Origin of the sequence: Flavobacterium zhoui, from assembly GCF_042787235.1 — a bacterium.
Taxonomy (GTDB): domain Bacteria; phylum Bacteroidota; class Bacteroidia; order Flavobacteriales; family Flavobacteriaceae; genus Flavobacterium; species Flavobacterium zhoui.
The window spans coordinates 31,604-44,914 of the sequence record NZ_JBHZPY010000011.1 but is presented as its reverse complement, the minus strand read 5'-3'; the positions used below and the strand labels follow the sequence as shown (position 1 = coordinate 44,914).

Below are 13,311 nucleotides of genomic sequence, written 5' to 3'. Positions count from 1 at the left end.
TTAAAATTTAAATGTTACGTTAACACCAACGTTTCTTGTAGTTGGTAAAGAACCTATGGAGTATCCTGAAGAAGAAGCACTAGCACTTAATCCACTTTCTGGGTCAGCGTATGGAAGGTTTTTGTCTATTATCCATAAATTTGAACCTACTATACTAAATTTCATTTCTTGAAGATTCATTCTTGAAACTAGAGTAGTTGGTAAAGAATAAGTAATATTTACCTCTCTTAACTTAATGAATGAAGCATCATAAACGAATGCTTTATTTGGTGCTCTTCTGTATCCTGATATGTTACCGTATTGGTCAGGAGCCGAAGTTCTTATTGTATTTGCTGTTCCGTCGGCTTGTACTCCTGGTAAAATGATACCGCCACCATTAGCAATAGTATTTCTAATTGGGTTACCCAAATCATTAGTACCTGCAGTAACATCATATAATCCTGTAGCTAAACCATAAGACTGGTCAAGAGAGAAAATATCTCCACCTTTTTTCATGTCAATTAAGAATCCGAAAGATAAGTTTTTGTAAGTGAATTTGTTGCGAATACCACCTAACCAATCAGGATTAACATCGCCAATTACATTATTTGCAGATGCATTAAGTACATATCTACCATTTGTACCAACCACCTTTTCTCCATTTACGTAAGTAAAGTCAGTTCCTTTAAGCACACCGTACGGTTGTCCTAATGAAGCATTTAGAGTTACACCACCTTGAAAGGAGTTTAATCTTAAGTTTTCAATTCCTTCAGCTAGTTTGGTAACTTGATTTTTGTTTTTAGACCAGTTTACAAAAATATCCCAAGCGAAATCTTTTGTTTTAAAAGGAGTAACGTTAAATTGAACCTCGATACCTTTGTTTTCTACAGTTGCTGCGTTAATGTATCTTGAACTGTTTCCAGTTGCAGTAGAAAAAGGAACTTGGAAAGCTTCTCCGTTATTTACGTTTTTGTATGCACTTACGTCAAAACCAACTCTTCTGTTTAAAAATTGCATTTCTAAACCAATTTCTTGAGTATTAGTTTTTACTGCTTGTAAGTTTGGATTGTTTTTAGTACCTGCAACAGAATACTGTTGGTTAGAACCAAATGGGTCATTCTTTATATAAGTATCTACTAAAGATAGTCCAGGAGTTCCTAATGGGCTCTCAGAGTAACCTGCTCTAATTTTACCAAAACTTAACCATGGTTGGTTGATATGGCTAGTAAATACATAACTTCCAGAAGCAGAATAGCTCCAGATTGCATTTGCTCCTACTGGTAAGCTAGAAAAAGCGTCTCTTCTTGCCGTTGCATCTACGAAAAAGAAGTCTTTAAACCCTAAAGATACAGATCCGTAATAACTATTAATTCCTTGGTTAACTTCTGCTTCCAAAGGAAAAGGAACAGTTTGAACAGAATTTGATAAACTGAATAAATCTGGTACGATAAGACCACCTTGAGTAGAATTTAAAGTAGAGATGATTCTCGTTCTAACTGCAGTACCTCCAGCAACACCATTAAAACTAATGCTTTCAGAAAGGTTTTTCTTGAATGTTAAGATGAAGTCATAATTTTGTTCAGAAAAAGATCTTTGGTATTTTTGGTAACCAGAAGTTTCGTCTAATCTGTTTATTCCAAAAAGACCTGCGATAGATCCGAATGCTCTTCTCTCTTCACGTAATTCGCTATAGGAATCAGTAGATATTTTTGCTGTAGCAGTTAACCACTCAGCAATTTTATAATCTAACTTAGAGTATCCGATAAAACGGTTTCTTTCGTCAGATTGAAAGTTTTTATTTCTGATGAAATAAGGGTTGTCCCAGTAGATTTGAGTCAAGTCATCCGGGTCAGTGTAATTCCAGTTGATATTTTGTCCACCAGATCTTTCGTAAACTTGTTTCAATTCTTGCACGTCAACGTTAGTTTGCCACCATTGACGGAAATTTGACATGATATTCTCATTATATCCGGTTGAATTTCTACCTTTTGTGTTTTGAGCATTGTAGTTAGCAAAAACACTTGCAGATAATTTATCAGAAAATTTGTGATTAATTTTAGCACTAATGCTATTTTTCTTCATATCACTGTTTGGAAGAATACCTGTTTGTTTAGAATTGGTGTAATTCAAAACAAAATTAGTAGTGTCATTTCCATCTTCTAACGAAACAGAGTTGTTAAATGAAGTACCTGTTTGGAAGAAAGTAGTTGGATCATTTTTAGCCGCTACCCATGGAGTAGCTTTTCCAAAACTGTCAGAATAAGGAGTAAAAGCGTTCCAGTTGTAAACCATTAATGTAGGATCAAATGCAGCTCCATAAGAAGCATCTTCCGAAGTAGGAACTACCAAATCATCAATACCATCTCCGTTAATATCTCTTTCTAAGAAGAATCCAGATGCATCTTCATAAAAAGGGCCATAACCTGCTCCGTATTTATCCTGATATTTAACAAAAGTTGATTTGTCAATAGTGCTTCCAACAAATTCAGAAGAAACAGTTATACCCAATCCTTTTTTTGCTCTACCTTTTTTAGTTGTAATCATTACAACTCCGTTACCACCTAAGTAGCCATATAATGCAGAAGCCGCTGCTCCTTTTAATATATTTACACTTTCGATGTCTTCCGGATTGATGTCCATTGCATTATTACCATAATCATACGTTCCACCTGCTCCTCCAGCTTGGTTTCCTGTACCACCTGTTACTAACGAGTTGTTTATCGGCATTCCGTCAATAACAATAAGCATTTCGTTACTACCTGTTAAACTTTTAACCCCTCTAGATACAATACTAGATGAACCACCAAAGTTGTTGTTTCTTTTGATATTAACACCTGCTACTTTTCCGGAAAGTTCGTTGATGAAATTCCCACTTCCTGCACCGGAATTTAAATCTTCGGATTTAACCTCTTGTGTAGCATAACCTAGAGATTTTTTTTCTCTTTTAATTCCTAAAGCAGTTACAACAACTCCTTCAAGTTCTAATGCGTCACTCGCTAATTTAATATTAACATTTGCAGAACTTGCTACTCTTTCTTGGGTTTTCATCCCAATGTAGCTAAAAATCAAGACTTGGCTTGGTGATGCTTTGACAGAGTATTTTCCATCAAAATCAGTTTGTGTTCCAGATTTAGTTCCTTTTACTAACACGCTCACACCTGGTAAAGGTAGTCCTGCATTGTCGGAAACAGTTCCTGAAACGGCTCTTTCTTGCGCAAAAGTTAGTTGCGCCACAAGTACTACTAATAGTACTAAGAATCCATTGAACTTTAGTTTCATTTTTAAATATTTTGAATTAGTCTCGCAAACTTCATAATAATTTGTTAACTTTCCTAATAAATGCATTTCTTTTTTAATCGTATTTTAAAATTTAACATTATAACAAATGTGAACTATAGTGTTATAAAATGTTAATTTACTGTTATTATTTTTGCCGTTTGCAAAAGCTAGATTTAATAAACCATTTTTGGTTAGAAGTCCTAAACCTAGTCCTATTGATAATAGTTTTTGTTTTTGAGAATCTATTTGAATAAATGTTTTGTCTTGAGTTAGTCCAAAATCTATGATGGAATGAATGTACAGGCTGGGGGATAATGTGTGTCTGTATTCTGTTAAAATTGTTGTTAAAAAATTTGCTTGAAGACTGTTTTCTTCAAATCCTCTTATAGAGCTAAATCCGCCAAAGCGGAATAGTTCATTTATTATATATTTGTCGCTTTGTAAGTAGTAATTCTGGGATTTTACCTGAATGCTGTTTTTTTTATCGAGATAAAAATTATGCGATGCTAGCAGGTCAATGTAGAATTGTCTGTTGAGTCCAATTTCTTCCGCTTGATTTTTTGTTTCTCTTTTTCCAAATCCTACATTGAGTGAGATAAAAGTCTTTTTTGTGAATAGTAAACTGGTGTTGTCTTTTTTTGTGTATTCAAAATTTAAAGTGGCAAATGAATTTTTGTAGTCGCTTAATTGTTTACTGTTTGTGTTTTGAATATCGCTGGATTCAGTGGATTGGTATCCTAGGTAAATGCGACTACTGTAATTTAGGAAGTAGCCTAGGTCAATTGCTGTTTTTGTGTTTTGGTAGGTGCTGTCTTGTTTGAAAATATTAATTTGTGCTTTCAATGCTATCGGGCTTTTAAATAAATAGGGTAGTTCAAGAGTGGTCTTAAATGTTTTTTGGTTGTTTCCGTCAGTTTTCCAATAGAGAGAAAATAGTTCTCCTGTGTGTAGCGTGTTTTCTAAAGTTATATCCAAATAGCCATTGAATGTTATGTTTTTATTTTCGTTATTTGAAAAGCCAATAAATCCGTCAAAAATATTTGATTTTCTTTTCTCAAGATATATATAGGCTTTGGTAGTGTCTTTTGCAAATAAAATTTCAGGATATTTTAGCTGTTTTACAAATCCAAATTTTTCAAAATCATCATGAATTTGTTTAAGGATTTCTTTGTTGAAAGTTTTGTTAAGGTATTTTTTATTTATTTGTTCTAAATAACCTTTTGGGAAGTTAGTTTTTCTTCCATTTTCTGCAGTTTTAATGACAATCGAGTTTAAGATTCTTTGTTTGTCTGTTAGAAAAATTAAATCTGCAAAAATGGTTTCGTTTTTATTTTTTATGTTGTTTAGTTTGAGTTTTGCTAAAGAGAATCCTTCTTGTTCTAATTTATGGATTGTATTATTTAAAAAAACTTCTGCTTCTTCGAATGGAATTATTATTGTGTCTGATTTTGTATCGTTTGTGATTAATTTTTTTAATTCAATATTTCTACCTATATATATATGTATGTATTTTAATCTTTTTCCCAAACTTATTTTTGAATTATAGATGGAGTCTCCTTCTCTGGTATTTTCTAGTATGAGGTTTTCAATGTATCCTATTTTTGATAGTTTTTCAGATATTGTTCCTATTTCATCATTTAAGGATTTTAAATTTTTGTGTTTTGAAATGTAATTTATAGAATCAATAGTTTTTGTCTCAGAGTTGGAGCTTCCGATTATGCGTAGCTGAAAGTTTTGAGCACAACAGCTCAGACCAAGATTTAAAAACAGAAAAAAAATAAGTAAAGATTTCAAATGAATATATGTTTTAATAAAAGTACTGTAAATATCTATGGTTTGTAATAAAAATCAAACGCCAAAATAATCTTATTGAAAATTAATAGTTTAACGTTTGTAGAGTGAAAAATATTTTCTACATTTGCAACCCCGTAAAAAGCGGGAATTTAATATAATAAGAAATTTTTAGTATTAATTATGCCAACAATTCAACAATTAGTAAGAACAGGAAGAACTCAGATAACTAAGAAGAGTAAATCGGTTGCTTTAGATTCTTGTCCTCAAAGAAGAGGGGTTTGTACGCGTGTTTACACTACAACACCAAAAAAACCAAACTCTGCAATGCGTAAAGTAGCGCGTGTACGTTTGACAAATGGTAATGAAGTGAATGCTTACATCCCTGGTGAAGGACACAATTTACAAGAGCACTCGATAGTATTAGTTAGGGGTGGAAGGGTAAAAGATTTACCAGGAGTTAGATATCACATCGTTCGTGGTGCGCTTGATACGTCAGGAGTAGCAGGAAGAACGCAAAGAAGATCTAAGTATGGTGCTAAACGCCCAAAAGAAGCAAAAAAATAATTTAAAAAGTTATTCTTGTAGAAGCGCGATTCATCGCGATTATATTGGTGTGACGTTTTATTAAAAAAAAGACATGAGAAAAAGAGCGGCAAAGAAAAGACCACTTTTACCAGATCCAAGGTTTAATGATCAACTGGTAACACGTTTTGTGAACAACTTAATGTGGGATGGAAAAAAATCGACAGCGTTTAAAGTATTTTATGATGCAATTGACATCATTGAGTCTAAAAAACAAGATGCAGAGAAGCCATCATTAGAAATTTGGAAAGATGCGTTAACCAATGTTATGCCTCACGTAGAAGTACGTAGTCGTAGAGTAGGTGGAGCGACATTCCAAATTCCAATGCAAATTCGTCCAGATAGAAAAATTTCTATGGCGATGAAATGGTTAATTCTTTATTCTAGAAGAAGAAACGAAAAATCTATGGCTCAAAGGTTAGCTTCAGAATGTTTAGCTGCGGCTAAAGAGGAAGGTGCTGCTGTAAAAAAGAGAATGGATACTCACAAAATGGCAGAAGCTAATAAAGCATTCTCTCACTTTAGATTTTAATTCATAAGAAATGGCTAGAGATCTAAAATATACAAGAAACATAGGAATTGCTGCTCACATTGATGCTGGTAAAACAACAACAACGGAGCGTATATTATTCTATACAGGTAAATCACACAAAATAGGTGAAGTACACGATGGTGCTGCGACTATGGACTGGATGGCGCAAGAGCAAGAAAGAGGTATTACAATTACTTCTGCTGCTACTACTTGTGAATGGAATTTCCCTACTACACAAGGAGTGCCTTTACCGGAAACATTACCGTATCACTTTAATATTATTGATACCCCAGGACACGTTGATTTTACTGTTGAAGTAAATCGTTCATTACGTGTACTTGACGGGTTAGTTTTCTTGTTTAGTGCTGTTGATGGTGTTGAGCCTCAATCGGAAACTAACTGGAGGCTTGCTGATCAATATAGAGTGCCACGTATCGGATTCGTTAACAAAATGGACCGTCAAGGTTCTAACTTTTTGATGGTTTGTCAACAAGTTAGAGATATGTTGAAATCTAATGCAGTTGCGATTACTTTGCCAATTGGTGAAGAAAACGACTTCAGAGGTGTGGTTGATTTAGTGAAAAATCAAGCTATTGTATGGCACGAGGAAGGTCTAGGGGCTACTTATGATATTGTGCCTATTCCTGAGGACATGATTGAAGAAGTTAAAGAATACAGATCTATTCTTATTGAGGCAGTTGCTGATTATGATGAAAATCTGTTGGAAAAATTCATGGAAGATGAAAACTCTATTACGGAGGAAGAAATCAACATAGCTTTAAGAGCTGCTACTATGGATATGGCTATCATCCCTATGATTGCTGGTTCTTCTTTCAAAAATAAAGGAGTTCAATTCATGTTAGATGCAGTATGTAAATACTTGCCATCTCCAATGGATAAAGAAGGTATCGAAGGAATTCATCCTGATGATGCTGATTTATTAGAAGAAGATCAAACTAAAATTTTACGTAAGCCAGATGTTAAAGAGCCATTCGCTGCTTTAGCATTTAAAATTGCTACTGACCCATTCGTAGGTCGTTTAGCTTTCTTTCGTGCTTATTCAGGTCGCTTAGATGCTGGTTCTTATGTTTTGAACACACGTTCAGGAAATAAAGAAAGAATCTCTCGTATATACCAAATGCATGCGAACAAACAAAACCCAATCGATTATATCGAAGCAGGTGATATTGGAGCTGCGGTAGGATTTAAAGACATTAAAACAGGAGATACTTTGTGTGATGAAAAACACCCAATTATTCTTGAGTCTATGAAATTTCCAGCACCGGTAATTGGTATTGCAATTGAACCAAAAACGAAAGCTGACGTTGATAAAATGGGTATGGCTTTGGCTAAATTAGCTGAAGAAGATCCAACATTTACTGTTAGAACTGATGAAGCTTCAGGTCAAACGATTATATCAGGTATGGGTGAACTTCACTTGGATATCTTGGTAGATCGTATGAAACGTGAATTTAAAGTTGAAGTGAACCAAGGTGAGCCTCAGGTTGAATACAAAGAAGCTTTTACAAGAAGTGCAACTCACAGAGAAACATACAAAAAACAATCAGGTGGTCGTGGTAAATTCGGTGATATCGTATTTAAACTAGAGCCAGCAGATGAAGTTGATGGAAAAGTTCCAAAAGGATTACAATTTGTTAATGCTGTAAAAGGTGGTAACGTTCCTAAAGAATATATTCCATCTGTGGAAAAAGGTTTTAGAGAAGCTATGAAAACCGGTCCATTGGCAGGTTATCAAGTAGACAGTTTGAAAGTAACTTTAACAGACGGATCTTTTCACCCTGTCGATTCTGATGCGCTATCTTTTGAGTTAGCTGCCAGAATGGGGTATAGAGAAGTTGCTAAAGCTGCAGGTGCTGTAATTCTTGAGCCAATCATGAAAATGGAAGTTATTACACCAGAAGAAAACATGGGAGATATCGTAGGTGATATTAACCGTCGTAGAGGTCAGGTAAATGACATGGGTGACAGAGCTGGTGCTAAAACTATTAAAGCAGATGTGCCATTGTCTGAAATGTTTGGATATGTTACTACGTTAAGAACACTTTCATCAGGTAGAGCAACATCTACAATGGAATTTTCGCACTACGCAGAAACTCCTGCTAATATTTCAGAAGCAGTAATCAAAAAAGCAAAAGGAAACGCTTAATCTTTAAGAAAATGAGTCAAAAAATCAGAATAAAACTAAAATCTTATGATCACATGTTGGTAGACAAGTCTGCTGAGAAGATTGTAAAAACGGTTAAGAGTACCGGTGCAGTAGTAACAGGACCAATTCCATTACCAACTCATAAAAAACTTTTCACTGTACTACGTTCTCCACACGTTAACAAAAAAGCGAGAGAGCAATTTGAAGTAATGTCATACAAGAGATTAATTGACATTTATTCATCATCATCTAAAACTATTGATGCTTTGATGAAACTTGAATTGCCTAGCGGAGTTGAAGTAGAGATCAAAGTTTAAGTAGCTTACTAGTAAGAAAAGAGCACTTTATTTAAGCGAAAATTATTTTTTAAGATTATTGCAAAAAATGTTATACATTTGCACCTCTTAAAAAATAGGATTCGCTTAAATGTTGTGTTCTATATTTATATTTAATAATTAATAATTAATAATTATGTCTGGGTTAATTGGTAGAAAAATCGGCATGACTAGCATTTTCGACGAGAACGGGAAAAATATTCCTTGTACAGTAATCGAAGCTGGACCATGCGTTGTTACCCAAGTCAGAACCAAAGGTGTTGACGGGTACGAAGCGTTGCAACTTGGTTTCGATGACAAAAACGAGAAACATTCCACAAAAGCGGCTTTAGGTCACTTTAAAAAAGCGGGAACTGTAGCTAAGAAAAAAGTCGTTGAATTCCGAGATTTCGCAACAGAACAAAATTTAGGGGATCTTATAGATGTTTCTATTTTTGCTGAAGGAGAATTTGTAGATGTACAGGGTTTATCTAAAGGTAAAGGTTTTCAAGGGGTTGTAAAACGTCACGGTTTTGGTGGTGTTGGTCAAGCAACTCATGGTCAACATAACCGTTTAAGAGCGCCAGGTTCTGTAGGAGCTTCTTCTTATCCATCTAGAGTATTCAAAGGAATGCGTATGGCTGGAAGAATGGGAGGAGACAATGTAAAAGTTCAAAACCTTAGAGTTTTAAAAGTAGTGGCTGAAAAGAACCTACTTGTTATTAAAGGATGTGTTCCTGGATGTAACAACTCTTATGTAATCATTCAGAAGTAATGGAAGCAAAAGTATTAGATTTCAACGGAAAAGATACTGGAAGAAAAGTTCAACTTTCTGATTCAGTATTTGGTATAGAACCAAACAATCACGCAGTATACCTTGATGTTAAGCAATATCTTGCTAATCAAAGACAAGGAACGCACAAGGCTAAAGAAAGAGCTGAAGTTGCGGGAAGTACACGTAAGATTAAAAAACAAAAAGGAACTGGTACTGCTCGTGCGGGAAGTGCAAAGAATCCATTGTTTAAAGGTGGTGGAACAGTTTTTGGACCAAGACCAAGAAGTTATTCATTCAAATTGAATAAAAGCTTGAAACGTTTGGCAAGAAAATCTGCTTTCTCAATCAAAGCAAAAGAGTCGAATATTATCGTGCTTGCAGACTTTGAATTTGAAACACCAAGCACTAAAAATTTCATCAACGTTTTGAAAGCTTTAGAGTTAGAAAATAAAAAATCCCTGTTTGTGTTGGGTGATGTAAATAAAAATGTATATTTGTCGTCACGCAATTTAAAAGGCTCTAGCGTAGTAAGTAGCTTAGAATTAAGTACTTACGCTATATTAAACGCTAATAATTTAGTGCTTTTAGAGAGTTCTTTGGAGATAATTGAAGAAAATTTAAGTAAATAATAGGATATGAGCATCATAATTAAGCCTATAGTAACGGAAAAAGTAACCAAAGAAAGTGAAGTTTTAAACCGCTTCGGATTTGTTGTTGACAAAAAAGCAAACAAAGTACAAATTAAGAAAGCTGTTGAAGCTGCTTATGGAGTAACTGTTTTGAGTGTTAATACAATGAACGTAAGACCGGATAGAACTACAAAATACACTAAAAGTGGTTTAATCAGTGGAAAGACTAATGCAATTAAAAAAGCAATTGTTCAAGTACAAGAAGGAGAAACAATTGATTTTTACAACAATATCTAAGATAAAATGTCAGTAAGAAAATTAAAACCTATTACCCCAGGTCAGCGATTTAGAGTTGTGAATGGTTATGACGCCATTACAACTGATAAGCCGGAACGCTCTTTGATAGCGCCGATAAAAAACTCTGGTGGTAGAAATAGTCAAGGAAAGATGACCATGCGTTATACGGGTGGTGGTCACAAGCAGAGATATCGTATTATTGATTTCAAACGTACCAAAGAAGGAATTCCTGCTACAGTGAAATCGATCGAATATGATCCAAATCGTACTGCATTTATCGCATTGTTAGCTTATGCTGATGGTGAGAAAACGTATGTTATTGCTCAAAACGGATTGAAAGTTGGTCAGAAATTAGTTTCTGGTCCTGAATCTCAACCTGAAATTGGTAATACATTACCTTTAAGTAGAGTTCCACTTGGAACTGTGATTTCTTGTATCGAATTGAGACCAGGTCAAGGGGCGGTAATCGCTCGTTCTGCTGGAACATTTGCTCAATTAATGGCAAGAGATGGAAAATATGCTACAATTAAAATGCCTTCTGGAGAAACAAGATTAATCTTGTTGACTTGTTCGGCTACAATTGGAGCGGTTTCTAATTCAGACCACCAATTAGTTGTATCAGGAAAAGCTGGTAGAACAAGATGGTTAGGAAGAAGACCTAGAACAAGACCTGTTGCAATGAACCCTGTCGATCACCCAATGGGTGGTGGTGAAGGACGTTCTTCTGGTGGACATCCACGTTCAAGAAATGGAATACCAGCTAAAGGTTATAGAACTCGTTCTAAGAAAAACCCGAGTAACAAGTATATCGTAGAACGTAGAAAGAAATAATAAGATATGGCACGTTCATTAAAAAAAGGACCTTTCGTTCATTATAAGTTAGACAAGAAAGTTCAAGAAAACATTGCAGGTGGAAATAAAGGAGTGGTTAAGACATGGTCTAGAGCTTCTATGATTACTCCAGACTTTGTTGGACAAACTATCGCAGTTCATAACGGTCGTCAATTTGTACCAGTTTACGTTACAGAAAACATGGTAGGTCACAAATTAGGAGAATTTTCACCAACTAGATCTTTTAGAGGTCATGCTGGAGCAAAAAATAAAGGTAAAAAATAAGAAGCAATGGGAGTTCGTAAAAGAGAAACAGCAGATGCGAGAAAAGAGGCTAATAAGTCTATTGCTTTCGCAAAATTGAATAACTGCCCTACTTCACCTAGAAAAATGCGCTTAGTAGCGGACTTGGTAAGAGGTCAGAAGGTAGAAAGAGCACTAAACATCTTAAGATTCAGTTCTAAAGAAGCTTCAAGAAAATTAGAGAAATTGGTTTTATCTGTTATTGCCAACTGGCAAGCAAAAAACCCTGACGCTAATATGGAAGAAGCAGGTTTATTTGTTAAAACGATTACAGTAGATGGTGGAATGATGTTGAAAAGACTTCGTCCAGCTCCACAAGGTCGTGCGCACAGAATAAGAAAACGTTCTAATCACGTAACAATCGTGCTTGGATCTATTAATAACACACAAGCAATTTAATACAAGATGGGACAAAAGACAAATCCAATTGGAAATAGACTTGGTATCATCAGAGGATGGGACTCAAACTGGTATGGTGGAAATGATTACGGTGATAAACTTGCCGAAGATCACAAAATCAGAAAGTATATCCATGCTCGTTTATCAAAAGCTAGTGTATCAAAAGTAATCATCGAGAGAACTTTAAAACTTGTAACCGTTACTATCACTACTGCAAGACCAGGTATCATTATCGGGAAAGGTGGACAAGAGGTAGACAAGTTAAAAGAAGAACTTAAGAAAATTACTGACAAAGAGGTTCAAATCAACATCTTTGAAATAAAAAGACCTGAACTTGACGCGTATCTAGTTGCTACAAGCATCTGTCGTCAAATTGAAAGCAGAATTTCTTACAGACGTGCAATCAAAATGGCTATTGCTGCTTCTATGCGTATGAACGCAGAAGGTATCAAAGTTTTGATTTCTGGTCGTTTGAATGGTGCAGAGATGGCTCGTTCAGAAGGTTTCAAAGAAGGTAGAGTTCCTCTATCAACTTTCAGAGCTGATATTGACTATGCACTTGCTGAAGCACATACTACTTATGGTAGAATGGGTATCAAAGTGTGGATCATGAAAGGTGAAGTTTATGGAAAGAGAGATCTTTCTCCGCTTGCAGGAATGGATAAAAAACAATCTGGAACTGGTGGTGGTAAAGGTGGCGATTCTCCTAGAGGAGATAGAAAACCTTTTAATAAAGGTGGAAAACCAGACGCTCGTAAACGAAAGTAAATTTTTAAACTAAAGAAAAATGTTACAGCCTAAAAGAACAAAATACCGTAAGGTACAAAAAGGTAAAATGAAAGGAAATTCTCAAAGAGGACATGAACTTTCTAATGGAATGTTTGGTATTAAATCTGTACATGAAGATGGAATGTTCTTAACCTCTCGTCAAATCGAAGCTGCGCGTATTGCTGCAACTCGTTTTATGAAAAGAGAAGGACAATTATGGATCAAAATATTTCCAGACAAACCTATCACTAAGAAACCTCTTGAGGTACGTATGGGTAAAGGTAAAGGTGCAGTTGAGTATTGGGCTGCCGTTGTTAAACCCGGAAGAATTATGTTTGAAGTTGGAGGAGTACCTTTGTCAGTTGCAAAAGAGGCGTTACGTCTTGCGGCACAAAAGCTTCCAGTAAAAACTAAATTCGTCGTTGCTAGAGATTTCGAAGCATAATCTATATTATATTATGAAACAATCAGAAATAAAAGATCTTTCTGCAGCGGAGTTGCAAGAAAAGCTTAGCCAGACTAAGAAAACATATGCTGATCTAAAAATGGCTCACGCTATTTCGCCAATTGAGAACCCACTTCAAATTAGAAGTGTAAGAAGAACAGTTGCTAGATTAGCTACAGAACTTACTAAAAGAGAGTTACAATAACTGTATTCTGCT

Annotated in this window: 15 protein-coding genes; 13 read left to right on the top strand and 2 right to left on the bottom strand. The window is 35.1% G+C overall.

The window, feature by feature from the left end:
- Complete coding sequence (locus ACFX5F_RS12525; protein ID WP_379852348.1) at positions 1-3,258, bottom strand: SusC/RagA family TonB-linked outer membrane protein; 3,258 nt, start codon at positions 3,256-3,258, stop codon at positions 1-3.
- A gap of 84 nt (positions 3,259-3,342) precedes the next feature.
- A complete protein-coding gene (locus ACFX5F_RS12520) occupies positions 3,343-5,052 on the bottom strand; it encodes a BamA/TamA family outer membrane protein (RefSeq protein WP_379852347.1) in 1,710 nt (569 codons plus the stop codon).
- 180 nt (positions 5,053-5,232) lie between these two features.
- Between ACFX5F_RS12520 and rpsL the strand changes: the two genes are divergently transcribed.
- The 13 genes from rpsL (at position 5,233) to rpmC (ending at position 13,299) form a co-directional block, all read left to right on the top strand.
- Entirely contained in the window at positions 5,233-5,616 is a 384-nt protein-coding gene (gene rpsL, locus ACFX5F_RS12515) for a 30S ribosomal protein S12 (protein ID WP_007136570.1), read from the top strand.
- Between the two features lie 73 nt (positions 5,617-5,689).
- Positions 5,690-6,166 carry a 30S ribosomal protein S7 gene (gene rpsG, locus ACFX5F_RS12510; protein ID WP_035668130.1) on the top strand — a complete coding sequence of 159 codons (477 nt, stop codon included), beginning with the start codon at positions 5,690-5,692 and terminating at the stop codon, positions 6,164-6,166.
- 10 nt (positions 6,167-6,176) lie between these two features.
- Complete coding sequence (gene fusA, locus ACFX5F_RS12505; protein ID WP_379852346.1) at positions 6,177-8,333, top strand: elongation factor G; 2,157 nt, start codon at positions 6,177-6,179, stop codon at positions 8,331-8,333.
- A gap of 11 nt (positions 8,334-8,344) precedes the next feature.
- Positions 8,345-8,650 (top strand): 30S ribosomal protein S10, encoded by a 306-nt coding sequence (rpsJ, locus tag ACFX5F_RS12500; protein WP_011963470.1) that lies wholly within the window; start codon positions 8,345-8,347, stop codon positions 8,648-8,650.
- Positions 8,651-8,804: 154 nt separating this feature from the next.
- Entirely contained in the window at positions 8,805-9,422 is a 618-nt protein-coding gene (rplC, locus tag ACFX5F_RS12495) for a 50S ribosomal protein L3 (RefSeq protein WP_104000025.1), read from the top strand.
- Positions 9,422-10,051 (top strand): 50S ribosomal protein L4, encoded by a 630-nt coding sequence (gene rplD, locus ACFX5F_RS12490; protein ID WP_379852345.1) that lies wholly within the window; start codon positions 9,422-9,424, stop codon positions 10,049-10,051. Before rplC ends, rplD begins: the two co-directional genes overlap by 1 nt.
- A gap of 6 nt (positions 10,052-10,057) precedes the next feature.
- Positions 10,058-10,348 carry a 50S ribosomal protein L23 gene (rplW, locus tag ACFX5F_RS12485; RefSeq protein ID WP_104000023.1) on the top strand — a complete coding sequence of 97 codons (291 nt, stop codon included), beginning with the start codon at positions 10,058-10,060 and terminating at the stop codon, positions 10,346-10,348.
- 6 nt (positions 10,349-10,354) lie between these two features.
- Positions 10,355-11,179, top strand: a complete 825-nt coding sequence (rplB, locus tag ACFX5F_RS12480; protein ID WP_035668122.1) for a 50S ribosomal protein L2 — start codon at positions 10,355-10,357, stop codon at positions 11,177-11,179.
- A 6-nt stretch (positions 11,180-11,185) separates the two neighbouring features.
- A complete protein-coding gene (gene rpsS, locus ACFX5F_RS12475) occupies positions 11,186-11,464 on the top strand; it encodes a 30S ribosomal protein S19 (protein ID WP_007136562.1) in 279 nt (92 codons plus the stop codon).
- 6 nt (positions 11,465-11,470) lie between these two features.
- Complete coding sequence (rplV, locus tag ACFX5F_RS12470; RefSeq protein WP_007136561.1) at positions 11,471-11,881, top strand: 50S ribosomal protein L22; 411 nt, start codon at positions 11,471-11,473, stop codon at positions 11,879-11,881.
- Positions 11,882-11,887: 6 nt separating this feature from the next.
- Positions 11,888-12,649 (top strand): 30S ribosomal protein S3, encoded by a 762-nt coding sequence (gene rpsC, locus ACFX5F_RS12465; protein WP_073210367.1) that lies wholly within the window; start codon positions 11,888-11,890, stop codon positions 12,647-12,649.
- Positions 12,650-12,668: 19 nt separating this feature from the next.
- The gene (gene rplP, locus ACFX5F_RS12460; protein WP_007803637.1) at positions 12,669-13,094 is read left to right on the top strand and encodes a 50S ribosomal protein L16; all 426 of its coding nucleotides are present in this window, start codon (positions 12,669-12,671) and stop codon (positions 13,092-13,094) included.
- 13 nt (positions 13,095-13,107) lie between these two features.
- Entirely contained in the window at positions 13,108-13,299 is a 192-nt protein-coding gene (rpmC, locus tag ACFX5F_RS12455; RefSeq protein WP_047774317.1) for a 50S ribosomal protein L29, read from the top strand.
- The last annotated feature ends 12 nt before the right edge of the window (positions 13,300-13,311 follow it).

Excerpts from the sequence above, each read along its gene's own strand:
- rplW (WP_104000023.1), top strand. The coding sequence starts at position 10,058 with ATGAGCATCATAATTAAGCCTATAGTAACGGAAAAAGTAACCAAAGAA.
- fusA (WP_379852346.1), top strand. The coding sequence starts at position 6,177 with ATGGCTAGAGATCTAAAATATACAAGAAACATAGGAATTGCTGCTCAC.
- rplV (WP_007136561.1), top strand. The coding sequence starts at position 11,471 with ATGGGAGTTCGTAAAAGAGAAACAGCAGATGCGAGAAAAGAGGCTAAT.
- rplD (WP_379852345.1), top strand. The coding sequence starts at position 9,422 with ATGGAAGCAAAAGTATTAGATTTCAACGGAAAAGATACTGGAAGAAAA.
- rpsC (WP_073210367.1), top strand. The coding sequence starts at position 11,888 with ATGGGACAAAAGACAAATCCAATTGGAAATAGACTTGGTATCATCAGA.
- rplB (WP_035668122.1), top strand. The coding sequence starts at position 10,355 with ATGTCAGTAAGAAAATTAAAACCTATTACCCCAGGTCAGCGATTTAGA.
- rpsJ (WP_011963470.1), top strand. The coding sequence starts at position 8,345 with ATGAGTCAAAAAATCAGAATAAAACTAAAATCTTATGATCACATGTTG.
- rpsL (WP_007136570.1), top strand. The coding sequence starts at position 5,233 with ATGCCAACAATTCAACAATTAGTAAGAACAGGAAGAACTCAGATAACT.
- ACFX5F_RS12525 (WP_379852348.1), bottom strand. The coding sequence starts at position 3,258 with ATGAAACTAAAGTTCAATGGATTCTTAGTACTATTAGTAGTACTTGTG.
- rplC (WP_104000025.1), top strand. The coding sequence starts at position 8,805 with ATGTCTGGGTTAATTGGTAGAAAAATCGGCATGACTAGCATTTTCGAC.
- rpsS (WP_007136562.1), top strand. The coding sequence starts at position 11,186 with ATGGCACGTTCATTAAAAAAAGGACCTTTCGTTCATTATAAGTTAGAC.
- rpmC (WP_047774317.1), top strand. The coding sequence starts at position 13,108 with ATGAAACAATCAGAAATAAAAGATCTTTCTGCAGCGGAGTTGCAAGAA.
- rplP (WP_007803637.1), top strand. The coding sequence starts at position 12,669 with ATGTTACAGCCTAAAAGAACAAAATACCGTAAGGTACAAAAAGGTAAA.
- rpsG (WP_035668130.1), top strand. The coding sequence starts at position 5,690 with ATGAGAAAAAGAGCGGCAAAGAAAAGACCACTTTTACCAGATCCAAGG.